This is a genomic window from uncultured Acetobacteroides sp. (assembly GCF_963667355.2).
Taxonomy (GTDB): Bacteria; Bacteroidota; Bacteroidia; order Bacteroidales; family ZOR0009; genus Acetobacteroides.
The window spans coordinates 60,886-87,208 of sequence record NZ_OY763328.2; the positions used below are offsets into that span (position 1 = coordinate 60,886).

Annotated in this window: 26 protein-coding genes and 1 pseudogene; 5 read left to right on the forward strand and 22 right to left on the reverse strand. The window is 49.7% G+C overall.

Annotated elements, in window-relative coordinates:
• Positions 1–2 precede the first annotated feature (2 nt).
• The 20 genes and pseudogenes from ACHZA1_RS00315 to ACHZA1_RS00410 all read right to left on the reverse strand — a co-directional run bounded on the left by ACHZA1_RS00315 (position 3) and on the right by ACHZA1_RS00410 (position 19,282).
• On the reverse strand, positions 3–1,742 hold the full coding sequence (locus ACHZA1_RS00315; RefSeq protein WP_320053243.1) for a beta-ketoacyl synthase N-terminal-like domain-containing protein: 1,740 nt from the start codon (positions 1,740–1,742) through the stop codon (positions 3–5).
• On the reverse strand, positions 1,727–2,173 hold the full coding sequence (locus tag ACHZA1_RS00320; protein WP_320053244.1) for a thioesterase family protein: 447 nt from the start codon (positions 2,171–2,173) through the stop codon (positions 1,727–1,729). The genes ACHZA1_RS00315 and ACHZA1_RS00320 overlap by 16 nt, the downstream gene beginning before the upstream one ends.
• 6 nt (positions 2,174–2,179) lie before the next feature.
• Positions 2,180–2,626: a hydroxymyristoyl-ACP dehydratase gene (locus tag ACHZA1_RS00325; protein WP_320053245.1), complete on the reverse strand. Its 447-nt coding sequence runs from the start codon at positions 2,624–2,626 to the stop codon at positions 2,180–2,182.
• On the reverse strand, positions 2,602–3,963 hold the full coding sequence (locus ACHZA1_RS00330; RefSeq protein ID WP_320053246.1) for a lipid biosynthesis B12-binding/radical SAM protein: 1,362 nt from the start codon (positions 3,961–3,963) through the stop codon (positions 2,602–2,604). Before ACHZA1_RS00330 ends, ACHZA1_RS00325 begins: the two co-directional genes overlap by 25 nt.
• A complete protein-coding gene (locus tag ACHZA1_RS00335) occupies positions 3,963–4,859 on the reverse strand; it encodes an acyltransferase (RefSeq protein ID WP_320053247.1) in 897 nt (298 codons plus the stop codon). The genes ACHZA1_RS00330 and ACHZA1_RS00335 overlap by 1 nt, the downstream gene beginning before the upstream one ends.
• A complete protein-coding gene (locus tag ACHZA1_RS00340; protein ID WP_320053248.1) occupies positions 4,846–5,097 on the reverse strand; it encodes a phosphopantetheine-binding protein in 252 nt (83 codons plus the stop codon). Before ACHZA1_RS00340 ends, ACHZA1_RS00335 begins: the two co-directional genes overlap by 14 nt.
• Positions 5,098–5,103: 6 nt before the next feature.
• The gene (locus ACHZA1_RS00345) at positions 5,104–6,327 is read right to left on the reverse strand and encodes a beta-ketoacyl-[acyl-carrier-protein] synthase family protein (protein ID WP_320053249.1); all 1,224 of its coding nucleotides are present in this window, start codon (positions 6,325–6,327) and stop codon (positions 5,104–5,106) included.
• Positions 6,328–6,331: 4 nt separating this feature from the next.
• A complete protein-coding gene (gene fabG, locus ACHZA1_RS00350) occupies positions 6,332–7,060 on the reverse strand; it encodes a 3-oxoacyl-ACP reductase FabG (RefSeq protein ID WP_320053250.1) in 729 nt (242 codons plus the stop codon).
• Positions 7,061–7,178: 118 nt separating this feature from the next.
• Entirely contained in the window at positions 7,179–8,708 is a 1,530-nt protein-coding gene (gene hutH / locus ACHZA1_RS00355) for a histidine ammonia-lyase (RefSeq protein WP_394701083.1), read from the reverse strand.
• A gap of 652 nt (positions 8,709–9,360) precedes the next feature.
• Entirely contained in the window at positions 9,361–9,621 is a 261-nt protein-coding gene (locus ACHZA1_RS00360; RefSeq protein WP_394701084.1) for a transposase, read from the reverse strand.
• 85 nt (positions 9,622–9,706) lie between these two features.
• A pseudogene (locus ACHZA1_RS00365) lies at positions 9,707–10,609 on the reverse strand (IS256 family transposase); the annotation flags it as partial.
• A 132-nt stretch (positions 10,610–10,741) separates the two neighbouring features.
• The gene (locus ACHZA1_RS00370) at positions 10,742–12,664 is read right to left on the reverse strand and encodes a DUF4914 family protein (RefSeq protein ID WP_320053253.1); all 1,923 of its coding nucleotides are present in this window, start codon (positions 12,662–12,664) and stop codon (positions 10,742–10,744) included.
• Between the two features lie 224 nt (positions 12,665–12,888).
• The gene (gene rsxA / locus ACHZA1_RS00375; protein ID WP_320053254.1) at positions 12,889–13,461 is read right to left on the reverse strand and encodes an electron transport complex subunit RsxA; all 573 of its coding nucleotides are present in this window, start codon (positions 13,459–13,461) and stop codon (positions 12,889–12,891) included.
• Between the two features lies 1 nt (position 13,462).
• On the reverse strand, positions 13,463–14,047 hold the full coding sequence (locus tag ACHZA1_RS00380; protein WP_320053255.1) for an electron transport complex subunit E: 585 nt from the start codon (positions 14,045–14,047) through the stop codon (positions 13,463–13,465).
• Positions 14,044–14,619 carry an RnfABCDGE type electron transport complex subunit G gene (locus ACHZA1_RS00385; protein WP_320053256.1) on the reverse strand — a complete coding sequence of 192 codons (576 nt, stop codon included), beginning with the start codon at positions 14,617–14,619 and terminating at the stop codon, positions 14,044–14,046. Before ACHZA1_RS00385 ends, ACHZA1_RS00380 begins: the two co-directional genes overlap by 4 nt.
• A gap of 3 nt (positions 14,620–14,622) precedes the next feature.
• Entirely contained in the window at positions 14,623–15,612 is a 990-nt protein-coding gene (locus tag ACHZA1_RS00390) for an RnfABCDGE type electron transport complex subunit D (protein ID WP_320053257.1), read from the reverse strand.
• A gap of 21 nt (positions 15,613–15,633) precedes the next feature.
• Positions 15,634–16,965 (reverse strand): electron transport complex subunit RsxC, encoded by a 1,332-nt coding sequence (gene rsxC, locus ACHZA1_RS00395; RefSeq protein WP_320053258.1) that lies wholly within the window; start codon positions 16,963–16,965, stop codon positions 15,634–15,636.
• 35 nt (positions 16,966–17,000) lie between these two features.
• Complete coding sequence (locus tag ACHZA1_RS00400; protein ID WP_320053259.1) at positions 17,001–17,861, reverse strand: Fe-S cluster domain-containing protein; 861 nt, start codon at positions 17,859–17,861, stop codon at positions 17,001–17,003.
• Positions 17,862–17,882: 21 nt separating this feature from the next.
• The gene (locus tag ACHZA1_RS00405) at positions 17,883–18,305 is read right to left on the reverse strand and encodes a SoxR reducing system RseC family protein (RefSeq protein WP_320053260.1); all 423 of its coding nucleotides are present in this window, start codon (positions 18,303–18,305) and stop codon (positions 17,883–17,885) included.
• Between the two features lie 116 nt (positions 18,306–18,421).
• The gene (locus tag ACHZA1_RS00410; protein ID WP_320053261.1) at positions 18,422–19,282 is read right to left on the reverse strand and encodes a DUF3108 domain-containing protein; all 861 of its coding nucleotides are present in this window, start codon (positions 19,280–19,282) and stop codon (positions 18,422–18,424) included.
• Between the two features lie 115 nt (positions 19,283–19,397).
• Here ACHZA1_RS00410 and ACHZA1_RS00415 point away from each other — a divergent pair, with 115 nt between their 5' ends.
• Entirely contained in the window at positions 19,398–19,892 is a 495-nt protein-coding gene (locus ACHZA1_RS00415; RefSeq protein WP_320053262.1) for a hypothetical protein, read from the forward strand.
• Between the two features lie 197 nt (positions 19,893–20,089).
• On the opposite strand, the gene recG is transcribed toward ACHZA1_RS00415, so the two are convergent.
• Complete coding sequence (gene recG, locus ACHZA1_RS00420) at positions 20,090–22,201, reverse strand: ATP-dependent DNA helicase RecG (protein WP_320053263.1); 2,112 nt, start codon at positions 22,199–22,201, stop codon at positions 20,090–20,092.
• A 72-nt stretch (positions 22,202–22,273) separates the two neighbouring features.
• Here recG and ACHZA1_RS00425 point away from each other — a divergent pair, with 72 nt between their 5' ends.
• From ACHZA1_RS00425 to ACHZA1_RS00440, 4 genes are all read left to right on the forward strand, one after another.
• Positions 22,274–23,047 carry a class I SAM-dependent methyltransferase gene (locus ACHZA1_RS00425; protein ID WP_320053264.1) on the forward strand — a complete coding sequence of 258 codons (774 nt, stop codon included), beginning with the start codon at positions 22,274–22,276 and terminating at the stop codon, positions 23,045–23,047.
• A gap of 39 nt (positions 23,048–23,086) precedes the next feature.
• Positions 23,087–23,815: an ABC transporter ATP-binding protein gene (locus tag ACHZA1_RS00430; protein WP_320053265.1), complete on the forward strand. Its 729-nt coding sequence runs from the start codon at positions 23,087–23,089 to the stop codon at positions 23,813–23,815.
• Between the two features lies 1 nt (position 23,816).
• A complete protein-coding gene (locus tag ACHZA1_RS00435) occupies positions 23,817–24,368 on the forward strand; it encodes a cob(I)yrinic acid a,c-diamide adenosyltransferase (RefSeq protein ID WP_320053266.1) in 552 nt (183 codons plus the stop codon).
• An 81-nt stretch (positions 24,369–24,449) separates the two neighbouring features.
• Positions 24,450–24,671, forward strand: a complete 222-nt coding sequence (locus tag ACHZA1_RS00440) for a DUF2795 domain-containing protein (RefSeq protein ID WP_047450676.1) — start codon at positions 24,450–24,452, stop codon at positions 24,669–24,671.
• Between the two features lie 30 nt (positions 24,672–24,701).
• Here ACHZA1_RS00440 and ACHZA1_RS00445 read toward each other — a convergent pair whose 3' ends face one another.
• Positions 24,702–26,318 (reverse strand): OstA-like protein, encoded by a 1,617-nt coding sequence (locus ACHZA1_RS00445; RefSeq protein WP_320053267.1) that lies wholly within the window; start codon positions 26,316–26,318, stop codon positions 24,702–24,704.
• Positions 26,319–26,323 lie beyond the last annotated feature (5 nt).

The window sequence follows — 26,323 nt, forward strand, 5'->3', positions numbered from 1 at the left end:
CTCTATTTTTTTTCAATTATTACTAGCTCTGCCTGATAGTCTTTTCCCAACAGCTCGCACCAGCCGTAGATGACAGCCCTATAATGGCTCCTTTCGAGTACCATACGTGCGTAGCTTTCGAGGAAACTATCAGATTTATTCTCGTTGATAAAGAACGTATTTTCGCCTTGTATCTTATGGCGAATGCATATCTCGCCCAGAACAACGTTGGGCAAGGTGTAAACGAACACGGCAGGACTTGCTCCAGCCTCCGAATGCTCGTTAAGTATGCGCTGGTGATTAATATCGGTATCGAGCGATGAGCTGCGGTTGGCAAGTACAATACCCAACTCAAGAGGCGAGTACTTTTTATCCTTGAGTAGGTACTCCGCGGCTAGATAGCCCAGTTTACACAGGTTATCCATCTTGTAGAACTTCATATTTGGAGCCTCAAGATACTTAAACCCGCCACGAATAAACTCCGCAAAGTCTCCGCTGCCTTCAAATACTATATTATCATCTACTACCACCTTACCATCGGCAATTTGGCAGCTACCAATACGTTGTGCTGTATCTTTTTTCTCCTTAGTCGGAATTGCTTTTACATGCTCTTCGAGGGCAAGTATCAAGGCACCATTACATCCCCCAAAGCCAGAAGCTGTTTTTATGCATCGCATCATGTTACTTATAGGCTGATGCTCGCCGGAGACTATAATAGGTTGAGAAACGCCCAGTTCAGCAAATCCCTTAGTTCCAATAATCAGCCTGTGCTTCAGCATCTCCACGCACATCACCGTTTCAATAACACCCGAAGCACCGAGGGTATGACCAAAGTAAGGCTTTAGGCTATTCACTGATACAGATGATAGTCCAGCCAAGGCTATTGCCTTCGACTCCATCTCGTCATTATAAGGTGTTGCCGTTCCATGTGTGTTAATGAAGCTAATATCTTCAGTAGTCAGATCATTCTCCTCCATTGCCTGCTGTATGGCGTAGCACAGACCATCACCCGTGCGCGAAGGACCAGAAATATGGTTGGCATCGTTGGTAATGGCACCACCTTCGACAGCAATGCCACAGGAAAGGCTCTTATCCGAAGTAATAAGGATCGTCGCACAACCTTCACCCAGCGTCAGACCATCACGGTTGACATCGTACGGCGTACATGGACGGCTGCTAACCGACTTGAATGCAGAAAATCCGCTTACTACAAAGCGGGTAAGGATATCAGCACCTACAACTATAATATTTTTATATACACCTTCACGGACCAGACGCGAGGCTATAACGGTTGCCGATACGCCAGATATACAGGCATTGGAGATTACCTCCGGCTTATTGAAAGCATTAAAGTAGTTGGAGACACATTGAGCCATCTTCCAAAGGTAGGCACCTTCGTCGAGCACCTCTACGCTTTGGCTAAGCAGATCGACATTACCCTTGGTTGAGGAGAAGATCACTACAGCATCTTTGCTTGCCAAACTAACACCCGATTGCTTCAAAACATCTTTAATTGAAAGAATCATCATTCTTTCGGTGCTAGAGTAGCAATCCAAACCTGCGGCTTGAGCCATCGCGTTTAGGCGCTGCCAATTGACCTGCGCTGCAAGGAACGGATGCTCGTAAAGGATCGGATCATCAACAGGTACAATACCCGACACGTAGTGCTCAAGGGCGTTAAAGCACTCTTCGGTGGTAAAGCCCACCGAGCTAATAACGTTGGTTGCACCTAAGTAGGCTATGTTACTTACTCCACTCCCCATTTCTTCTTCCACTGAATGTAAAACTCGGGGTTAATGAGCTCCAGCACGTTATCCCTATTCAAGAACACCTGCGTGCTCTCGCCTGTGGCAACAACCTGCATGTCCGACTCCCTGTAAATGGTGTACTCAAAGATAATCTTTGCCGCTTCGCAGTTGATGTAGCGCGTTTCCACAATTGCGGTATCGCCGCATACCAACGGATACTTAAACTCCATATTTATCTTTACCAGCGGAACCACATAGCCACTGTTGTACATCTCCATGTAGCCCAATCCGCCGTACTCACGACCGAATGCTTCGCGACCATCCTCGAAGTAGCGTACATATTCTCCATGCCACACGATCTGCATCGAGTCGACCTCGCTAAATCGCACCCTAATTGGAGTACGGTTTATCAGGCTTGCCGCTTGGCGTTTTACTTTCTTTACCATTTCAAATTATTTTGTTGAACCTGGTGTTGCAACCTTCATTTGGCATTCAGCAATAACCCTATCACAGAGCATTACCTTTGCCGATAGCAGGGTGATGTCGAAGACCTCCATTTCCACCTCTACTTCTGTGTAAAGGTCATCGCCCACGCAGGGTAAGCGATCTATCGTTAGCCTGTTTATAGATCCTATGAAGCCAATGGGAACCTCCGTTCCATTGCTGATATGGATGTAACCGATGCGCATGGCTGCCGACTGAGCGATATGCTCAATTACACCGCACTCCTGAAGCACGCCATCCTCACAGAAGATGTTATCCTCCTTCACCAGAAGTCCGCTAGCCGACATGTTCTCCTGAACTCCAAAAAACTTATCGACCATCACAATTGGGGGGCGCTGAGGAATGTACGTCAGCACCTCGTCGCCTTCAATTATGGCTTTCTCAAATACTCCCATAGCAATCCTTTTTTATTACGCTTGTAGCGCAGCACGTCCATCATGTCGCTTTGCGGATCGTCCGGGAAAACCCAAGTCTTTCCTGTTTCCAAAGCCATTCGTTTTACCTCTTCCACCTCGAAGCCTTCTTCGAGGTAGTAGGTTGGAGCAAGCAGATCATCGTTTGGAGAAATAACTCCTTTCGCTATAGCAATTGACTGAAGCTTAGTTCCAGGATATATTCTCATACCCATATAGGGGAAAAAGACGCTGTATTGTATCTTTTTGGAGTTCTCTATCGTTTCCTTTAAGGTTTCCGGCGTTTCGCCGTAGCCGCCAAGTATCAGAAAGTGCGCATAGAAGATGTTATGCTTTAGGCACAGTTCCGATGATTCCAACACATCCTTAAAAGTAAAGTGTTTCCCGTAGTTAGCCAGCTGCTTGTCCGAAAACGATTCTGTTCCAAACTCGATGTGCGTTAGCCCAGATGCCCTAAACAGCGCCAGCATCTCATCGTTAAGGTTATTTGGAGCGAAGTATGCTCCCCATCGTATTTTTAAACCGCTTTTGATAATCTTCTCGGCCAGCTCGATATTGTAGCTGTTGTTGATGTTGAATACCGAATCTGTAAAGAAAAGGTAGTCGATCCCCTTCTCCTCTTTTACCCGCTTGATATTATCTATAATCAGATCGGTATCGAGCGTGCGGACTTTTCGTCCATCAATCAGCGGATAGGAGCAGTAGATGCAGCTGTAGGGACACCCGCGCTTAGTTTGAATGTTGAGCATTCCGCTGCTCTGCCAGTAGAAATCGATAAGATCGTGCTCAAAATTAACATCGAGCGACTTTAAGTATTTTGTATGAGGATTACACCTAAAGGTTCCATCCACGTAGCCGGCAATGCCCTCTATCTCCGAAGGGTCTTCTCCCTTCTCAAGAGTTTGAATAAGCAGGCATAGCGACTCCTCTCCCTCTCCAATAATGCCGTAATCAGGCTTAAGCTCGTCGATAAGCGCTTGAGGATAGATGGAGAATCCTGCCCCACCAATAAATATTGTTGCTGCTGAGTTTGCCCTGATACAAGAAACTATCTCCTTGTAGTTTCCTATAAAACTTGATCGGTCCAACGAGTTTGCCCCATCAATATTACGTAACGAGACTCCAACATACGATGGATTTATCCTTTTAAGTTCATGGGCAAGTTCTTCGTCGGAATGAAGGTTACAATCAAATACCTCCACTTGAAAATCCGCAAGATTCGACTCCAAGTAACCTCGCAGATAAGAAACCCCAATAGGGTACACCGGATAGGGTACCCGGTGGCGGTTGGCAGAAACAAGCAGTATAGTTTTCTCCATTAATTCCAAAATTGGTAAAAGTTATACCACTGCTGAGGATACCTCGACACAATGGACTCCAGTTCCGCCTTATACTGGTCAAATAGCTGCGTCTCCGGCTTTCGTGCAGCCGTACGCGTTACCGGAGTAGCCACCTTAAAGTAGAAGCGATACCTCCAGTTCTTCTCGCGCATGGCAAAGTAGAAAACAACAGGAACTCTCAACCGCGAAGCAACTAGAAACGGTCCTGACGGAAACTTGGCATCAGCGCCCATAAAACTTGTGGCAATCACGTTCTTGTCCGACATATACCTATCGCCCTGAAAGCACACATACTCCTTAGCGTTAACGGCCATCTTAATGCGTATAATGCTTTCCAGCGAATCCTCGGTTAGCGGAATCACCTTGTAGTTTTTCTCGCCTCCATGCTTCTCTATAGTAGCCTTTATTTTTTGGTACTCGGCATCGTACATCACGATGTTTATCTTACGGCCATAGTGGTCGAAGAATGGCGCACCCACCTCCCAGCTACCTACGTGTGCACCAATTATGGTTACGCCTTCGCCAGAATTTAGCACACTAAGAAACTCCTCGTAGTTATCAAAGTCAAACTTATACCGATTGGCCATGCCATTCAGGATGGCCACCTTGTCGATGATTGTTTGTCCAAAGCGGTAGTAGCTAACGAGAACCATCCACCCTGCCTTCAGTTTACCGTACTTAAGGATGAAGCGGTTGTAGCGCCATATAGCCTTAGTGGCCTTGGGCGCAAAGGGCACAAAGTAAGGAACCACAAAAAAGAGATAAAAATAGGCAGCCCGTATTCCCAGATACTTTATCACAAGAATAAAAAAGAGGTGCCCAAACGAGCCTCCTCTTGACTTGCCATTCCATGTCTTTCCGTTAGTTTGCCCCATTAACCTTTGCCGAGATCAGGTTGTAAAAATCTTCAAACGTTTTGATGCCCACAAAATCAGGTCCCTTTAGCGTTACGCCAAAGTTTTGCTCAATCAGCACTACCACATCCACTAGGTCTAAGCTGTCGAGATCAAGCGTTTCCATCAAAGGAGCATCTGGAGTAATAATAGAAGCATCAACTTCAAATTCATCGGCCAACACAGCGGTCAACTTTTCCTTAATTTCTTCGTTTGTCATCGTTATTTATTTATTATACTTCTTCACAATTAGCGTCGAGTTGGTTCCTCCAAATCCGAACGAGTTCGAAAGGAACGTGTCAAACTCTACATCCACCGTTTGGGTTGGGATGTTAAGCGCCTCCGACGCCTCGTCCTTTTCGGCAAGGTTGATGTTCGGCGCAATAAACCCGTTCTGCATCATCAGGGTCGAGTAGATGATTTCGCTGGCCCCGGCCATCCACATCTCGTGTCCGGTCATCGATTTGGTAGAGGCTACGTAAGGCTTATGTTCGCCAAAAACTTCGCTAATAGCCTTTGCTTCGTTGAAATCGCCTATTGGGGTTGATGTTGCATGAGCATTGACGTAGGCAATATCCTTGCAGTCGACTCCAGCATCCTTTATCGCCATCTGTAACGAACGACGTGGCCCATCAACGTTAGGAACCGATATGTGCTCGCCATTGGAGGAAAAACCGTAACCAACAATTTCTCCCAAAATGGTTGCACCTCTACGAAGAGCCGAATCTAAGCTTTCCACGAAAAGGGTGGCTGCACCACCGCTAGGTATCAAGCCATCTCTACTCTTATCGAATGGGCGCGATGCAGCAGTCGGATCATCCTCGCGAATCGAAAAGGCACTTAACCCGTCGAAACTACCAACAGAGTAGCTGTTAACCTCCTGCGCTCCTCCACAAATAACGTAATCTTGAAGGCCGCTCTTGATTAGAAGGTAGGCCATGCCAATAGAGTGAGAACCGCTGGCACAAGCACCAGCAATGGTAAAGTTGATGCCTCGAAGATTAAAGATCGTCGATAGATTCATGGTAACGGTAGAGTTCATCGCCTGAAAGATGTTACCCGAACCAATAAGCGTGGTATTGTTCTTGGCACGCATGATATCGACTCCTTCAATTACCGCTTTAGCCGAGCTATCATTACCGTAAAGTATTCCTACTTCATTTTCTAATAGAAAATCGTGATCAACACCCGCGTTCTGCAAAGCTTCGAGCGTAGCTACGTAAGCATAGTAGCCCTGCTCGGGAAGACAAATGCGGCTTCTACGATCAAGCTTCCCCTTTAGATCAGGCAACTCTAAAACCCCTGTTAAACCCGAACGAAAGCCCATCTCCTTACGGGCAGAATCGAATCCTATTCCAGATTTTCCCTTATATAATGAGTCCTTTACCTCTTCAAGATTTTTGCCGATGCAGGAATAAATCCCCATACCGGTAATAACCACTCTGTTCATAGTACTACGTGTATAATCCTCCATTTATCGAAATCACCTCACCGGTGATGTAGGCCGAATTTTCGGAAGCCAGAAAGCCCACGAGTTCGGCAACCTCCTTAGCCTCGCCAAAACGTCCAGTTGGAATAAGACGCTTCAGTTCCGCCTCATCAAGATCAGCAGTCATTTCGGTTTTGATAAAACCGGGAGCTACAGCATTTACGGTAACACCCTTTTTGGCAACTTCTTGAGCTAACGCCTTTGTAGCAGCAATAACACCACCCTTGGCTGCCGAATAGTTGGTTTGCCCAGGTAATCCTTTGATGCCCGATAGAGAAACGACGTTGATAATACGTCCAAACTTCTTTACCAGCATATCCTTCAGCAAAGGCTGAGTTACATTATAGAATCCGTTAAGGCTAATATTGAGCACTGCACTCCACTCCTCGGGTTGCATCCACATCAAAAGGTTATCCTTACGTATTCCTGCGTTGTTAACCAGCACCGAAATATGCGCTCCTGCATTTGCCGAATGCCATCCTTCGAGAGCAGCAGCAGCTTCCTGAGCATTTGCCACATCAAACTGCAGCATCTCGCCCTTACTACCTTGCTCCACTATAAGCTCAAGGGTCTTCTCTGCTTCTTCCCTATTCGATTTATAGTTTACAATAACCTGATAGCCCATCTGAGCAAGCTTTACGCAAATTGCTCTTCCGATTCCACGACTACCGCCAGTTACCAATGCATATCTCATATTAATCTATTCTTCCATTACAGATTCTACTTAAGCCTACTCCATTTTAAAGCGCCAAAAGTAGCATTCGGTTAGCTTTTTTCAACATACTTGAGCAATAGAAATGCACTTATAGAGACTAATTACTCATTTCTCCTGCCTTAAGGAAGGCTACCATCGCCTCAATTTCCTTGTACTTAGGCGTATCTTCGATAAATACAGGGATAATCGCCCTAACCTGATCGTAGATAGCCTTAGTGCTAGAAGACAACTTATCTTGTACTCCCAAACAATCGACAGCTTGAGCAATTGCCATAAAATGAATGGCCATTACCTGGAACGAATTCTCGATAACGGTTTTGGCTATCAGCGCTGAGTTCGTTCCCATGCTTACAATGTCCTGGTTGTCGTTATTGTTGGGGATGCTGTGCACGTACATCGGGTTGGAAAGCGTTTGGCACTCGGCAGTGGTAGATGTAGCCGTAAACTGTGCAGCCTGCAAGCCATAGTTAAGGCCTAGAACACCTAGATTTACGAATGGAGGCAGGATGCCGTTAATTTTATCGTGAAACAGGTAGTTCATTTGGCGCTCGCAAAGCATGGTAAGCTTGGTGATGGCAATCTTAAGCTTATCCATCTCGTACGAAACGTAGTCGCCATGGAAGTTACCTCCGTGGTAAACGCTTTTGGTTTCGGTATCTACAACTGGATTGTCGTCAACCGAGTTCAGCTCGTTTACGAGCACTTTTTCGGCGTTATCCAGCTCTTCCAGAACTGGACCGAGTATTTGAGGTACGCAGCGCAGCGAGTAGTATGGCTGCACCTTATGCGTAAATATCTTTTCGTTGTTGGTGTCTCCATAGAGCTCCACCTCGCGCTTAGGAAGGCAACGGCTATCCTTCGATAGGTCGCGCATCATCTCGGCAATGCGCTGCTGCCCCTCATGGAACTTCATGCCGTTTAGCACCTCCGACATAAAATCGTCGTACGATGCGGCAATCTCGTTCATCATTACCGAGGCGATAACGCCCCAGCGGAGCAGCCTACGGGAGTTAATCAGGTTAACCAGACCAATACCGGTCATAACAGCGGTACCGTTACAAACGGCAAGGCCTTCGCGAATGTGTACGCCAAGTGGCTTTATCCCGACCTCTTCGAGAACCTCCTTGGTATCGCGCCTTACGCCCTTGTAGATTACCTCGCCCTCGCCGATGAGCGTTAGCGCAATGTGGGAGAGCTGAACGAGGTCGCCGCTGGCTCCTACGCTTCCATGCTGAGGAACTATAGGGTATATGTCATGATTGATAAACTTCGAAAGGATATCGACGAGCTCGACATGAACGCCCGACTTGCCCTGCGCAAAGGTTAGCAGGCGTGCCACCATGGCGGCCTTAACGTAAAGTTCGGGGAGCGGATCGCCAGCACCAGCCGAGTGGGAACGAATAATGTTGTACTGAAGCTGCTTGAGGTGTTCGTCATCTACACGGTACTGCGCCATTGGCCCAAATCCGGTATTAATCCCGTAAACCACCTTATCCTTCGAGAAGCATTCGAGAAAGCGGTAAGCACTTTCAACCTTTTCCCTGATATCGTCGGTAACAACGAACTCCTTACGATTAAAAAGAATGTCGTAAAGGTCTCTAATTCCCATATACTGATTCATGATCAACATATAATAGTATTCAACAGAAATAAATAATGTATATAAGGAAACAGGTTCCGCTTGTTATACTAAAATTGTTCAGCCAGAGATTCTTTTTCCACGGACAGCTTACCCTTGATCAAAATCTGAAAGCCCAACCAACATAAGCCCATCAACACTCCTTAATGCTTTTGCTAAAGCAACAATAAAATGCTAATAAACAACTTACAAACTTTAGAGTAATTCACAACACCCTACATTATTCGATCGTAAAAGTATAAAAAAAAAGAAAGATTCAAACTTCGAAACACTATAAGGCGCTTGAACTACAGCTTATTTTAAATAGGCGCATATGGGTATTGGCCCAGTTGCAGTCTGCCACTAAGCCATAAGGCGATCATTGGCTCTTCGACCATCAAATCCCCTATCCTCTAACGTAGCGAAGCATCATCCATGTCGATTTCTGGCGACATTGGGGGGCTTTCTAGTGTAGATAACGGGCTTCCAAAAAAATAGGGGGGATTATTCACGGAACTGTGTCTACCCTATTTTTTCGGAAGCAGGAATTACGCCTGCCTTTTAGGTTAGGGCTGCTAGCGGGGCAAGGGTGGCGGAGGAACGGAGCCACTTGTATACCCTTGCCCCGCTAGGAGGCCTGGCCTTCCTTCGCGGGTGTTCTTCATGCTCCAAACTTGGCCATCCGCTCGGCAAATTTAATGCAAAGCTGCCCGTAGATGAGCTTCCACCCCGCAACTTCCCGCTTTGGGCTCGAGTTGATATCCCGAATAACGAGGTATATCAGCTTCTTGATGGCCATGTCGGAGGAGAAGCACCCCTTGGTCTTGGTCACCTTCCGCATGCGCCGGTGGATGCCCTCGATGGGGTTGGTGGTGTACATGAGCCGGCGGATCTCCCTGCCGAAGTCGAAGAAGGAGCTCAGCTTGTACCAGTTTTCCCGCCAGCTCTTGACGGCGGTGGGGGTACTTCGTCCCCCAGCGCTCGGCGAAGCGCTCGAGCTCCGCCTCGCCCGCCTCCAGCGTGGGGCTGCCGTAGATGGCCCGCATGTCGGCGGTGATGGCCTTGTAGTCTTTTTTAACCACGTACTTGAGCGTGCTGCGCACCTGGTGGACGATGCAGCTCTGGATGACCGTCTCGGGAAAGGTGCTGCTGATGGCCTCGCTGAAGCCCTTGAGGTTATCCGTGCAGGCGATCAGGATGTCCTCCACGCCCCGAAGGCGCAGATCCTGCAGCACCTCCAGCCAGAAGCGGGCCGACTCGCTCCCGGCAATGTAGATGCCCAGCAGCTCCCGAAAGCCCTCCTGGCTGACCGCGTAGACGTTGTAGAGCGCCTTGCCCTGCACTGCACCGCCCTCGCGGCACTTGAAGTGGATGGCGTCGAACCAGACTATCGCGTAGAGCGGGCTCAGCGGGCGCTGCTGCCACTCCTGCAGCTCGGGGATGAGCCGATCGGTGAGCTCGCTCATCTGGGCGGGCGAGAGCGAAAGCCCGTAAACCTCCATCAGCAGCTTCCGAATGTCGGCGTAGCTCATCCCCTTGGCGTAGAGCGAGAGCACCTTCTCGCAGAGCTCGTCGTCCAGCAGCACCTGCCGCTTGGCCACGATCTCTGGGGTAAAGGATCCGTTACGGTCTCTGGGGGGGCTGAGCTCAAACTCGCCGTTCGAGCTCTTAACCGTTTTGGTGGTAGCGCCGTTGCGCTTGTTGCCCTCCGAATCCTTCAGGTGCTGCTCCAACTCCAGCGCTAGGGCCTTCTCCAAAAAGTGCTTGAGCAGCGGGGCGAACACCCCATTCTCGCCGCTTAGGCTCTTGCGCTCGTAAAGGCCTTTGATGGCCTCCTTCTCAAATTCCTCGTAGCTGAAGCTCGCTACTTTTTCTTCCTCTTTCATTGTCTGCAAAGTTATCGTTATCATTTTGCAGACACAGTTGCATGAACAGTCTCGACAACGGGAATATTCACGAAACCGTGCCTACTGCACAAAAAAAGGAGGAGCTGCACGCGGGCAAGCTCCTCCTTTTGCATAAGGTATCTATTCCTCTACTGGCTACTTCTGTAGGTCGGGGAAGTTGTTGGCCATTGGCAGCAGCTCGTTGTATTCCTCCACTGATGCTCCGGCAAGGAATGCCTCAATAATCTTGCGTCCAAGCGGCGAAAGCTCGGGACGGAGGTACTTCTGCAACTCCTTTGCGAAGAACTCGCGGATGATTTCAGCTCCGCCATCGTATCCGTCAAAGCCAATCTCGGGCTGCTTGTACACCTTCAGGAAGCGCGAGGGGATCTTCGACCCCTCGATGGTGAGGTAGTTGAGCTCGTAGCCCAACAGCGAGCAGCGCGCAGGCTGGTACTGGTCGGCACGAAGGCTAACGTTTCCTCGGCGGGTGAGATACTCGCGCATGAATAGCTGAGGCTTGAAGCCCACCTTCCAGGCGCCGATGTGCTGGTTGGGCGTTAGGGTAAACTCCACGTTGGGCGATGCCACAATCTGATCGAGCAGCATGTTGGCATGGTGCACCATTTCGCCGGTGGCAAAAGGCCAGTACGACCCTACCCCCTCCGACTCCATTGCGGTTCCGCTTCCGGCACCAGCAATACTTGGGTTAGCGTAGCCGCGGGGGGCAACCAGGCGCCATAGCCATGCAAGCGCAGGCGGAAGTATATGGAACATACCAATAATCCCGTACGATGGACTCTCGGCTGTACATGGAGGGGTGCGCACGCCAAAGCTGCGCACGTCGATGCTTACGGGCTTATCGACGGTGTTAGGCACCAGCTCGCGGGGAACCACAACGCGAGGGTTAGGGCAATGCTTACCAGGCTCGTCCTCTATATGATCCCAAACCAAAGCGGTACATCCGGGCCTAGTTTCCAGATTCAGGAACAGCAGGGGCTTTTTAGGACGAATGGTCAGCTTTTCGAGGAAAGGATCGTCGCCATACTCCTTGATGCTATCTACGCGAATGAACCAGGCGTTCTCGGCGTCAACAAGGGTAAGCTTGCCGTTGCCCTTATCGAGCGAGGGGTGGCACAAGGCCATATCGTCGGTAACCGGACGGAACTCACAGAACATAGGAATGCTTATCAAGCGCCTTTCGCTGGTAACCACGTTTTGCCCTATAAGAATTTGACCATCTGGCTCACGAAGAATATGCTGGTGCATCTCGCTCTTACCACCACCGCTAGCCCCTTCGTGCATAAAGGTGGTAACGTTGTCGTATGGGCTAATGGCAAGGACTGTGGAGCAGTGTGCTGTAATCCAATTCTCCTTTTCGCCCTTGTCGAGAAGAACGCTGTAGAGCCCCTTCTTGGCGCTCGGTCCGGGGTAAAGGTTGAACGAGAACACCTCGTGAAGCTCGTTGGTGCGGTTATGCACCACCACCTGCTTCCCATCGAAATGGGTGTGACGGAAGGGAGGAGCAACGTAGATAACCGAATCGAGGCTGAAGGAGGCGTCGACCTTATCGACAGGAACAATCTGCTGCAGCATGGCAAGCCCAAGGGCAAAGAATGCGGCATTGGCAGGGCATACCGCAATACCTCCTGCGCCTAGGTTATGACTTCCGGCAAAGTAGAAGAAAACGGCCAACTCCTGATCCTTTAACCACTCTTCGGTCTCCTTGCGGAGCTCCGAGAACTCGTATCCGAACTTATCCTTAAAGCGAACCTTATCGGTTGGCTTATTATCGGCAATCACCATAGTATTGGGGTCGCGGCGGCGCATGTAGGCCTCTGTATAGTTGGCAGAAATGCCGTTGGTCACCCTGTCAACGACTACTTCGGTGTACATACCCTTGCCGGGAATATCGTACTTAACCTCAAAAGTCTCGTTCTGAAGGCCACCTGTTGCTGCTGCTGCAAGCTCATCGGTTGTGCTGTAAAGGGTAGCCCCCTTACATCCACTAAGGACACCAACAAGATTTGCCGGCAGCTTTATCCCCTTGCCTTCTAACGTTTCTATCAGATTGCTCATCCTATATATTGATTTAGTTCAACCATATTCAGATGCCATTCGTTGCAGCAGCGTACTATTATCGGCTACAACAGGCTTCGTCCGTAAATATTGAGGAAGCACTGGATCTCTAGTTTCGCCCCCTAAACACGGTTCACAATGTATTGATTTATTGGATCGCAATTACAAGTCAAAATTCACAAAATAGGGAGGTTTGTTTACCATTCCTTTCAGTTCGAACAACGCTACACCAGCCCCGCAAAGCCCATAAAGGCCATGGCTAGAATACCGGTAGTAACAAGTGCAATGGGAATTCCCTTCATCTCGCGGGGAACGTTGTTCAGTTCCAGCTCCTCGCGAAGGCTGGCAAAAAGCACAATGGCCAACCCGTATCCTACGCTGATGGCAACGCTGTACACGATGCTATGCAGCAGGTCGTAGCTCTTTTGCTGCACCAGAATGGCAACACCAAGCACCGCGCAGTTGGTGGTAATAAGGGGAAGAAAAATTCCCAGCGCTTGGTAAAGCGCCGGACTAATCTTTTTGAGGATAAGCTCCACCATCTGCACCAGCGCCGCAATCACCAAAATAAAGGTGATGGTTTGCATAAAGGTGATGTTGAGCGGTACAAGCACGTACTTCTGCAGCAGCCAGGTTATAATAGTCGAAAGGGCTATGACAAAGGTTACCGCGCCCGACATGCCAATGGAGGTTTCGACCTTGTTGGAGACGCCCAAGTAGGGACAAATCCCTAGAAACTGCGCCAGAACAATGTTGTTGACGAATATCGCCGATATGACTATGATGAAGAAATCCATACTACTTCTTTTTGTTGATTCGGTTAAACAGCATCATCAGGTAACCCAACACAATAAAGGCACCAGGAGCAAGAATAAACATCAGCATGCCATCTACGCCAACCAGCTTATGCCCGAAGATAGACCAGCTGCCAAAAAACTCGCGTATTGCGCCAATAACGGTAAGCGAAAGGGTAAAGCCGAGGCCCATTCCAACGCCATCGAGCAGCGAAGCCAGCATGCCGTTCTTCGAGGCAAACGCTTCAGCACGCCCAAGCACGATACAGTTTACCACAATAAGCGGAATAAAGATGCCCAATGCGGCATAAAGAGCAGGAACGAAGGCTTGCATCAGCAAATCGACCATCGTTACAAACGTTGCAATGATAACGATGTAGCAGGGAATACGGACTTTGTTGGGGATAAGGTTGGCCACCATCGAAATGGCTAAGTTGGAGAGCGCAAGCACAAACAGCGTTGCAGCACCCATACCCATCCCGTTTAGTGCCGATGTGGTAGTTGCCAACGTGGGACACATGCCCAGCATCAGTACAAATGTTGGATTTTCTTGAATAATTCCTCGGGTGAGGTTGCTTAGCGGGCTCATTGCTTACCTCCTTTCATGTAGGCGTTGTATGCGCGGTTTACGGCATCGGTAAAGGCTCGCGAGGTAATGGTTGATGCGGTAATAGCATCAACGTCTCCCCCATCCTTCTTTACCATCATCTTAAAAGTTTTAGGATTCTTACCTTCGAACTGAACGCTGAAATTGGATTTCGACTTTTCCATCTTATCGCCCAATCCCGGAGTTTCCTTATGGGTAAGCACCTCTACGCTCTTAATGGTTCCATCGGGCAGAAGCCCAACCATAAGGGTAAAGTGCCCACCAAATCCTTTGTTGGTAAATGTTTCGACGGCAGTTCCAACAAGTTCCCCTCCCTTTCGGGCTGGGTAAAGGCGAATTGTATCGCCATCAACAGCCATCTTGTAAACATCGGCACCGGGATTGTTATCGAACGCAGGCACCACCTTTTTGATGGCCTCGTTAATCTTTGCCGATTTTGCGGTCTTTATGGGTTCCAGCGTTACCAGGTAAACTCCGGCAAGAGCAATTGAGGCAAAGATCGAGACAACCAAAAGCGTTAGTACCATTTCCTTAAAGGACGACTCCTTAGCCATGACTTACACCTCCCCAAAGCTTTTTGGTTTAACAGACTTGTTGATAAGCGGAGTGGCGGCATTCATCAGCAGGATGGCAAATGAGACGCCCTCGGGATATGCACCAAAGTCGCGAATAAGAATGGTAAGCACCCCAATGCCTACCGCATAGTAGATCATTCCGCGCGGCGTCATTGGCGAGGTTACGTAATCGGTAGCCATGTAGATGGCGCCAAGCATTACCCCTCCTGTAATTAGGTGGAAAACTGGATCGATAAACCTTTCAGGATTTGCCATCCAAAGTATTCCTGAGAAGATGACAATGGTTCCAAATATCGTAACAGGAATATGCCAGGTGATCACCTTTCGAATCAGCAGATATGCCCCCCCAAGAAGGAGCGCAAGGGCCGAAACCTCGCCCAAAGATCCTCCCATATTACCAATAAAGAGATCCATATACGAGGGTATTGAGTTGGCAATCTCCGAGACCGATTTACCAGCCTTCACCGCTTCCTTTACTATTGCAAGAGGCGTTGCGCCCGTTACGGCATCCATATAATGCGCACGAGCTAGTATTGGAGCAGGCCAGGAGGTCATCTGTACGGGGTAAGAGATAAGCAGGAACACACGCCCGACAAGTGCGGGGTTAAAGAGGTTTGAGCCTAGCCCCCCAAAGGTCATCTTTGCAATGCCAACGGCAACCAGAGAGCCAAGCACCACCAGGAATGGCGAGATGTTGGTTGGAAGATTAAAGGCTAGGAGCATCCCCGTTACCACTGCCGAAAGGTTGTTTATGGTAGAAGGCCCCTTAATCAGGTACTTTTGGATGAGATACTCGAAAAGGATACAGGCACCAACAGCAACAAGCGTGGTGATTACGGCTCCCCATCCGAAGAAGAATATCGAAACAGCCCAAGCGGGTAGCAGGGCAACTACCACATCCAACATCAGCCGTTGGGTGCTATAGCTGCCATGAACATGTGGCGAGGGCGCTACTATAAGCTGTCGTTCCATTTATCGGAATGTTTTTCTGTTCTACTTTTTTCGCGAACGCATGGCTTGCATTACTGCTCCCTTACCATAGCGAATGTAATCGAGCAAGGGGATACCTGCCGGACAGGTGTATGCGCACGAGCCGCACTCTATGCAGTCGGTTACCCTATTGCCCTCGAGCTCGGGATACATGTTGCGCACGCTGAACTTATTTAAAAGGAATGGCTCCAACCCCATTGGGCATACGCTTACGCATTTGGCGCAGCGGATGCATTCCGAAACGGCAGGACGCTTGACCAGCCCTCCCGCTATTACCAGCACGCCACTAGTACCCTTGACTACAGGAGACATTACGGTAGACAGCGCCTTCCCCATCATAGGACCACCGCTGATAACCTTAACGTCACCTTCAGCCAGCCCTCCAGCAGCCTCCAGCAACTGGCTAATTGGGGTTCCTATACGAGCACGGAAGTTGGATGGACGAGAGATCGATTCGCCGGTTACGGTCACAACCCTTTCGATAAGGGGCTTGTTCTTTTGCACGGCCTCATAGGTGGCAAAAGCGGTTGCCACGTTCTGCACAACGGCTCCAACATCAAAAGGAAGACCTCCTGAGGGTATCTCGCGGGTAATGGTAGCCTTAACCAGCTGCTTTTCGCCTCCCTGCGGATACTTAGCCTTTAGCGGCAGTACGCTTATCCCGCTATGATACTCGCAAAGCATGGAAAGATTGCCAATGGCCTCCAGTTTGTTATTTTCGATGCCAATAATGGCACGATCTACGTTGAGCGCCTTCATCAGCAGCTTAACGCCAACCAGAATCTCGCGGCCATGCTCCACCATCAGCCTGTCATCGGCGGTGAGGTAGGGCTCGCACTCGGCACCATTGATGATGAGCACTTCGACCTTCTTGCCTTCGGGCACCATCAGCTTAATGTGCGTGGGGAAGGCTGCGCCCCCCATGCCAACAATGCCCATGTCGGCAACACGCCTTATAACCTCTTGGGAGGATAACCGAATTTCTTCGGCCAGCGTTGGGGTTCTATCAATCGACTCCTCCCACTCATCACCCTCTACGGCAATGGCAACGGTTGGGCGGGGATATCCGCTGACATCCACCATATTTTCGATACCGATAACCGTACCCGAAACCGACGAGTGAACATTTGCCGAAAGAAATCCAGTTGCCTTGGCAATGAGCTGCCCCACCTTTACCCTATCGCCCTTGGCAACAATGGGCGTTGCCGGAGCACCGACATGCTGTCCAACGGGGATATATGCAACTTCGGGAAGGGGAAGCGCCTCTATAGGGCTGCTTGCCGAAAGTTTACTACTTGGCGGATGAATACCTCCTATCTTAAATGTTCTTGACACGACTAACCTCCTTTCAAATGGTTTTGTGCGGATGATTATGCATCGGGTGCAGAGGCTCCAGCATCTTCCTTTGGCCGTGGTGGAAAGTTCGCCTCGAGGATGGCTGAGGTCGGACAAACTGGCGCACATTTTCGACAGAGTTTGCACTTGTTGAAATTGATATAGGCAAGGTTATTTTCGAGGGTAATGGCATCGTAAGGGCAGATCTTAACGCACTTCCCGCAACCAATACAGGCCACGTTGCATGCACGCTTGGCTACGGCGCCCTTATCCTTGCTGATGCACGAAACAAAAACACGCTTTCCCTTAGGGCCCTTCCTACGCAGCTCGATGATTACCTTCGGGCAGGCCTTAACGCAGGCGCCACAGGAGGTACACTTCTCCTCGTCGATAACCGGGAGGCCGGTAGCGTCGTCCATCCTCATGGCATCGAAGCGGCACGAGGCAACGCAGTCACCAAAGCTAAGGCAACCGTACTGGCACCCCGTATTCCCCGCATAGGTAGCCGAGGCAATGGCACAGGTTGGGGCTCCATCGTAGGTATTGATGCTCCTGCGCACCGACTTTGCCCCGCTGCATCGAAGTACTGCTACCATAACCTCGCTAACGGCAACCTCGCGCCCCAGATGCTTGGCAATCGAAGCCATGGTTTCGGCACCGCCAACCGGACAGTACAGCCCCTCCATGGTGTCGGCCCTGACGATGGCATCCGAAAGCCCCCGGCAGCCCGGATAGCCGCAGCCGCCACAGTTAACGCCGGGCAGCAGCGCCTCTACCTCGTCAATCCGAGGATCTTCGTAGACCTTAAACTTTTCGGCTACAAAGTAGAGAACAACGGCTAGGACAACCCCCAGAAGGCTTAGCGTGATTACCGTAAATAGGATTGTTGTGCTCATTATCTTGTGGTATGGTTTAGGCTACAGCTTTTCGATACGCATCGCGAACTTCCTCTCTAGGGGCTTGCGCAGCCAGAAAAGGATAGCGTAGTAGGCCGCTACTAGAGCGAGGCTAAGCAGCACCGCAGCGACATCAGCAAGGGAAAGGAGGGTGAAAAGGGCAATCCCCAGAACTAAAAGAAGAATGGGGATGACGTAGGCCAGAAAAACGGACCAGTACCCCGCCGATGCTTCCATTACAACGTTTACCGTCTCGCCCTTTACAACCGCTATCCCAGTATTGGGAATACGAAGCAGCTTATCCACCTGATCGGCCATCGAGCAGGCCTGCCTTGCCCCGCATGCGTCGCAGGCCGACGTGCTGGTAATGCGGATGCTGATGGTGCGCTCGGTTACCTCATCAACAACACCTAGATGCTTAATGGTTGGGCTTTGCTGCAACATAACTCTACATAATGCGATATTATAGGCGCCCTGCAATTCTTATAAGGAATTGGGATTTGCGCTCCTTTACTAAACATCGCGCTACAGCCAACGTTCAGAAAGGCTGCAACTATTCGCTACTCCCTGCCGCTTACCTTTGAGGTTAACGGATGCTTTAGGTTCTTCATTTCGGTGATTCGGGCCTTAATGGTGCCAACCTTGATGGGCGACTCCATGTATATGGGGAGGCGGTTGTCGTCGTCGGTGATCCAGATGTACATGCTCTCCTTGCCAGAAAAGGCTCGACCCTTCATCATCTTTGCCGATAGCTTTATGCAGCGGAACTTGCCCATGCCTTTTACCCGAATCGTTTCCGTCTTATCGAACTTAATGCTTAGCGCGTGTACCTTATCGTCAATGGCCAGCTCTATCGGGAATCGCTCGTTGGGCTGCAGCTTGCTAAAATCGATATTCCGGATGCTGTAGATGAGCGAAATCACATCGTTGGTGCTCGGGGTTATGGCGATGGTGTCCAGGTAGGCCTGCTTGCTGCGCCGCTGGATGCGGGCAACGATGCGCCGGTTGCCCCAGTCGTAGGTGTAGAAGTTTTTGATCAGGTAGCCATCCTCGTTCACGTCGCGGTTGAAGAAGATGGGACGTAGCGATGCTGGATCAAGCCAGGTCTCGTAGGTGTCGCGCACCTGGTAGAACCAGTCGTAAAAAGGGCGCGACTTACCAAAGCCGTTGATTCGGATGGCATCCCGCCCGTTCTTCTTCTCGGCGCTGAGCTTGAGCCAAACATCAACCACATCGGTCCACACGAAGAACCAGCTGTAGCTGATCACAATCTTTATCTCCTCGTCGATTCGGAAGGCGCATGCGCCGCTGCTGGTATCCATCTGGCTGCTGCGCCGCTGCGCGCTGGCGAGCATCCCGATCAGCAGAAGCACCACCAAAAGCCCGCACCAAAATGCCACCCTACCGCCTACTCGTTCCATGGCTGCACTGTTTTAGTACCCCAATTTATGAAACATTTCAGAGAACCGCACCTCGAATGCCACGCCCCTACAGGCTGTCCAAGCAACTTATTTAGCCGGAAGAGGCTTCCACGAATTGGGAGAGGCAGCTCGGGGGGCGAAGCATGGCCTCAAGGTTCTGGAGAGAGTAATCGGGGGGTCGGAGCAAGCTCTCAAGGTTCTGGAGAGGCTAATCGGGGGGTCGGAGCATGCCCTCAAGGTTCTGGAGAGGCTAATCGGGGGGTCGGAGCACACCCTCAAGGTTCTGGAGAGAGTAATCGGGAGGTCGGAGCATGCCCTCAAGGTTCTGGAGAGACAAATCGGGGGGTCGGAGCAAGCTCTCAAGGTTCTGGAGAGGCTAATCGGGGGGTCGGAGCATGCCCTCAAGGTTCTGGAGAGGCTAATCGGGGGGTCGGAGCACGCCCTCAAGGTTCTGGAGAGAGTAATCGGGAGGTCGGAGCATGCCCTCAAGGTTCTGGAGAGACAAATCGGGGGGTCGGAGCAAGCTCTCAAGGTTCTGGAGAGGCAAATCAGGGGGCGAAAAGCACACCATTCAAGTACTGAAACTGGGACATCGGTAGCTCGGGCCTAGCTCTTTTAGCACTGAAAGCGGGATGTCGGGACTCAGGGCAAGCACTTTCAGCACTGAAAGTAGGATGTCGGGGGCTCGGATCTTGCTCTTTCAGCACTGAAAGTGGGATGTCGGAGGCTCGGATTAAGCACTTTCAGTGCTGAAAGAGGTATAGTCTGAAAGCCACTATTCCCTATTCCCTGCTCACTTCTCACTCCCTAGCTAATCTCCTTCAGGTCTACCCGCTTTTCGGCGGCAACCTGCGCCAGCTGATAGTGGAGTACGGCATGCTGAGGCTGGCTGAGCGTTGGGTCCTCGTCAAGGATCTCCTCGGCAACCCGTCGGGCGTACTGCAGCAGCTGGCCGTCCTTGGCCAGGTTGGCAATCTTCAGGTCGAAGGGGATGCCGCTCTGCTGGGTACCCTCCAGGTCGCCAGGGCCGCGCAGCTTGAGGTCGGCCTCGGCAATCTCGAAGCCGTCATTGGTGGCCACCATGGTCTCCAGGCGCTTCTTCGACTCCTTGGAGAGCTTGTAGCCCGACATCAGGATGCAGTACGACTGCTCGGCGCCGCGCCCCACGCGCCCCCGTAGCTGGTGCAGCTGCGAAAGGCCGAAGCGCTCGGAGCTCTCGATCACCATCACCGACGCGTTGGGCACGTTCACCCCCACCTCAATCACCGTGGTGGCCACCATGATGTGCGCCTTGCCGCTGGCGAATTGGGTCATCGAGATATCCTTATCCTCGGACTTCATCTTGCCGTGCAGCACCACCGTCTGGTACTCGGGCAGCGGAAAGGCGCGGGTAATGCTCTCGTAGCCATCCTCTAGGTCCTTGTAGTCCATCTTTTCTGATTCCTTTATCAGCGGATAGACGACGTACACCTGCCTCCCTAGGTCGATTTGCTCCTTCATGAAGCCGAAGAGGCGGCGGCGCTGGCTATCGGTAAAGTGCATGGTGGTGATGGGCTTTCGGCCTGGGGGCAGCTCGTCGATCACCGACACCTCTAGGTCGCCGTAGATGGTCATGGCCAGCGTTCGGGGGATGGGCGTTGCCGACATCACCAGAATATGGGGGGGCAGATGGTTCTTGGTCCAGAGCTTGGCACGCTGCATCACCCCAAAGCGGTGCTGCTCGTCGATAATCACCAGACCGAGGTTGCTGAACTGGACGGTGTCCTCAATCAGCGCATGGGTACCTATTAGTATGCTGATTTCGCCCGAGAGCAGCCCCTCGTGGATGGTAGTTCGTGCCTTCTTTCGGGTCGACCCGGTGAGCAGCGCCACCCTTACGGGCATATCCTTCAGCATTCCGGTGATCGACTCGTAGTGCTGGTTGGCCAAAATCTCGGTAGGCGCCATCAGGCTCACCTGGTAGCCGTTATCGCTGGCAATAAGCGCCATCATCAGCGCCACCAGCGTCTTGCCGCTGCCCACGTCGCCCTGCAGCAGGCGGTTCATCTGCCGTCCGCTGCCCATATCGGCCCGCATCTCCTTGATTACCCTCTTCTGGGCACCGGTAAGCGGGAAGGGAAGGTAGCTGCTGTAAAAGGTGTTGAACTTGTCGCCAACCACCTTGCACACGAGCCCGTTGGTGGTGCGCTCGCGAATCACCTTTTGCTTTAAAAGATTTAGCTGGATGTAGAAGAGTTCCTCGAACTTCAGCCGCTGTACGGCATGGGCCAGCAGCTGCGAGTTCTTGGGGAAGTGGATGTTCAGAAGCGCCTCACGCAGCGGCAGCAGCTTTAGCTGCTTAACGATATGCTCGGGCAGCGTCTCCTCTATCTGGTGAAGAGTCATTTGCAGCAGCGTGGCAATAATGCGCGAGAAGGCCTTTGTCGATAGGAACCCATCTTTCAGCTTCTCGGTGCTGCTGTACACCCCGTGTATGGCGGTGCTGATGATCCCCTCCTCCGCCTTGGGCTGCTCAATCTCAGGATGGGCAACGTTCAGCTTGCCGTTAAAGGACGTGGGCTTCCCAAAGAGGACGTACTCCACCCCTACCTTATACTTATCCTTAATCCACTTCACGCCCTGAAACCAGACCACCTCGATGGACGACCGCCCATCGCTGAAGTAGCCCACGTAGCGCGCCGAGCGACCATTACCCACCGTCTCGAAGCGAACAAACTTACCCCTTAGCTGGATGTAGGGCATATCGGGGTGCAGCTCCGAAATCATGTAGAACTTAGAGCGGTCGACATACCTAAACGGGAACGTGTAGAGCAGGTCCTTAAAGGTTCTTATCCCCAGCTCCTTCTCCAAAAGCTGCGCCCGCTTAGGCCCAACACCCGGAATAAACTTTATTTCGCTATCTAAAATGGATGATCGCATGCCAACAAATGGTATTATCAACCAAAAATAGGCGAATTTTATTTTTAATTTCGCACCCTATTTACAAAAATGATGAAGAAGGCATTTCAGCTAGTAGAATTCGCGCGTTACCTCCTTAAGTCCGAGCACTGGCGGGGGCATGGCGTACACTCCCCATTCATGTACCACTTTATTCGGGAAACACTCATGAAGGCATCAAAGAAGCCCAATGCCAGCCAGTATATTGCAGAGCTAAGGAGAATTGCGCCCAAATCCGTTACCAAAAGCAGCTTTGGGGCATCGCCCAGCAACCAAACGGAATCTACCCACAGCCTGCTTCAGAAGATAAGCATCAGCCCCAAGTACGGCAAGCTGCTTAACGCCATCGTTTGTAACTACGCTCCCAAGGAGGTACTCGAGCTGGGCTCAGGGCTAGGCGTATCGTCGTACTACCTTGCAAACAGTAACACCAACAGCCATGTGGTAACCGTTGAAGGGATGAAGACTTATGCTGATATTGCGCAGACAACCTTCAGGAGCCTTGGCATCACCAACGTCTCGGTAGCCAACAGCACCTTCGCCGAATTCTTCGAAAGCCTTGCCCCTACCCCAAAGTTCGACCTAATTTTTATTGATGGAGCCCACACCTACGAGGCAACCATCAGCACCTTCGAGCATTCATTAAGCGTTGCAGCACCAGAAGCATTCATCGTGCTCGATGATATTCGCTGGTCGGAGGAGATGTTCCGCGCCTGGAACCAGGTAAAGCAGCATCCGCAAGTGCGCGTAAGCGTCGATTTGGGACGAATTGGCATAATATTTCTCAATCCGATACTACAAAAGCAGGAATATCAGGTACGCTATTAAAAAAATTTCTACTTTCAGGGAAAATATAGCGCCAAGCATATGGAAGATAAAGCAATCATCAAAATCGAAGGAATTACCAAATTCTATAAGGTCGGCACACAAACCGTAAAGGCACTTCGTGGCGTGGACTTGCAGATAGGGACCAACGAGTACGTTGCCATAATGGGGCCATCAGGGTCAGGAAAAACCACCCTTATGAACATCCTTGGCTGCCTCGACACCCCCACAGGAGGTTCCTACGTACTCAACGGAACCGATGTTAGCAAGATGAACGACGACGAGCTCGCTGGCGTTAGAAATAAGGAAATCGGATTCGTCTTTCAAACATTCAACCTGCTTCCACGTTATTCGGCGTTAGACAACGTAATGCTCCCGCTAATTTATTCCGGGGATACACGCGAAGAACGAGCAAATAAGGCGATTGAAGCTCTCAACAACGTAGGATTGAACGACAGAATGGACCATAAGCCCAACGAACTATCCGGAGGACAGCGGCAACGCGTAGCGGTAGCCCGCGCCCTTATCAACAAGCCATCCATCATCCTCGCCGACGAGCCAACAGGTAACCTTGATACGAAAACATCTGTTGATATCATGAACCTATTTGAGGAAATATACAACCAGGGTAATACCATAATAGTTGTTACCCACGAAGAGGATATAGCCAAACACGCCCGTAGAATCGTTCGCCTTCGCGATGGACTTATCGAATCGGATCATATTAACGAGAACCCAACGCTTTACCAAGAAGTAACATTAGAAGGGTAAAATGAAGATATACACTAAAACAGGAGACAAAGGGACCACGTCGCTGGCAACAGGCACACGCGTGGCAAAAACCAATCCTAGGATAGAAGCATACGGAACGGTAGATGAGCTTACCTCATACGTTGCGCTAGTTAGAGACCTATACGACAACAAGGAGGTAAAAGAAGTATTACTAGAGATACTAGACCGCCTAATGAGCATTGGGGGCATTCTTTCGTTCGACGTTATCGACCCCACCTACAAAATTCCGCTCATAAAGGACGAAGATTTCGCCTTTATTGAAGGTAAAATTGACGCATATACGTCAGAAATACCGCCGCTTCGCGCGTTTGTAATACCTGGAGGATCGACACTATCGTCGCACTGCCATGTAGCTCGTAGCATTTGCCGTAGAGCAGAACGCCATACTTTAAGGCTCGCCGAACAAAGCGAAGTACCTGAAAATTGCATACGCTACCTTAACCGACTTTCCGATTTTCTATTTATTTTGGCTCGAAAAGCAATTAAAGATGCCAATGCGGATGAAATTATATGGAAACCGCGAGTAGAATAGAAAATATTTTTATTTATTTTGCGCAAAAGCAGAAATGCGAATTCAACCAAACAAGCGAATTACTCAAAAAAAAATATCACTATGTATTGGACACTAGAACTTGCATCTAAACTTGAGGATGCGCCTTGGCCAGCATCAAAAGATGAGCTTATTGACTACGCTACCCGTTCTGGAGCACCTTTAGAGGTTATCGAGAACCTTCAAGAAATCGAGGATGAGGGTGAAATCTACGAAAGCATCGAAGATATTTGGCCAGACTATCCAAGCAAAGACGACTTCTTCTTTAACGAGGATGAGTACTAGAAGAAAAAAATAAGGGGATTTTTAATCCCCTTATTTTTTTATCTCATTCGAGAGTTTCCTCCCGTTTATGCGCTGATATATTGGAAACGTAGGCCTTGGAATAGCCTCTACCTCCTTAGCAATACTCTTTCGTACCACCTTTTGAGTTACGTCAAATCGGGTTAACGGCCTGTTGTCAGGCGTCCACTTAAATCCTTTCAACTTTAGCTGCGACTCTTCGACCTTTTCAAGGGGAAACATATTCGATTCGGGTTTAACCCTAAACACCATGTTCTCCACCTTTCCTTCCGAAAGATTAATACCTATTCCACTACTAGTAGCCAGATTTACACCTTTTATTATGGTGCTATCCTTTACAAAGTATACGGTTTGGCCATTACCCTTTACATCAACCCTCGATATTTTATTATCCTTAAAGAAGGCTGTCATGCTACGGCCCTTAATCTGGTTGAAGTACTTATCGGTTTCTTTCTGAGTAAGGAAGGAGTTTAGCACCATTTCGGCCCTATCTACCTTCTGATTTTTTGTATAAATAGAAATAGAATCGGCTGAAATCTGATTCTGATCATTCCAAATCAATGGAACACCATACATATACATAACCGAATCCTTGGTTGTATACACCAACGAATCACATGCCCCCTGAAGATCGGTACGGAAAAAGCGAACATGGTGAAGTGCCTTGGCAAAACGGTTAAGGGAATCCTTAGTGGTAACCTTTCTATTATGTATGTTATACACCTTTAGGGTGTCGGCACGTAGAAATAGCGAATCCTCCTTAGGCTGAAAGGTAACAGCTGCAGCCTTCTTGGTCATAAAGGCGTACTCCCGTTTCCTATCAACAAAACCGTAATCGCCCAACAGCGCACCATGGTTAGCAGTATCCAAGAGGCAAATATTGTGACCTAAATAGAACAACTCCGTTTTCTTATGGTAAACAATGGAATCAGCCCAAGCCTGATTCTCCTTCGAAAGCGCGTACGAGTTGGCAAAAAGGGTAAATGTCTTCGATGGCTCGTGGTAAGATCCTTTTTTACAGGTAAGCATTCCATCCTTATGCCAGAAAACAGACTTTCCTAATACGGTTACCCTCTTGGCGTTTTTATCGTAAATAACAGAATCGGCAATAGCAAGGTAGTCGGGATGGTGAACCTGCACATTCTTGGTTAGATTAGCCCTTCCTGAATTGTCATCGTAAAAGCCAAATTCTCCTTCGATAATGGAACCTTCCGATTCGATAACACCTCCACCAGAAAAGGACATCTCGCCTTTATTCAACTTATAGTTTACCACAGGGGTTTTTAAGATTGCTCCATCTTTTGTTACAATACGAACTATACCAGTATTGCTAGTGATTACTGCAAAATCGTTGGGTTTATCAAAATCCATTTGGGAGCCATAGAGTTTACTACCTTCACGGTTAATAACCAAATTGCCAGTTGCCAGTATTCGCTTGTCAGGAAATTGAACAGCTCTGTCGCAGGTAATCTTTACTCCAGATTTTATAAAATAAACATTCCCCTGCATTACAGTATTTAATCCATCCCCAGTCATATTATCGCAACCTGATTTCCAGTCAGACTGGCCTCTTACCGATAAACAAGAAAGAAGTACTGCAAGAGAAAATATAAGTTTTACAATCTTCATCTACA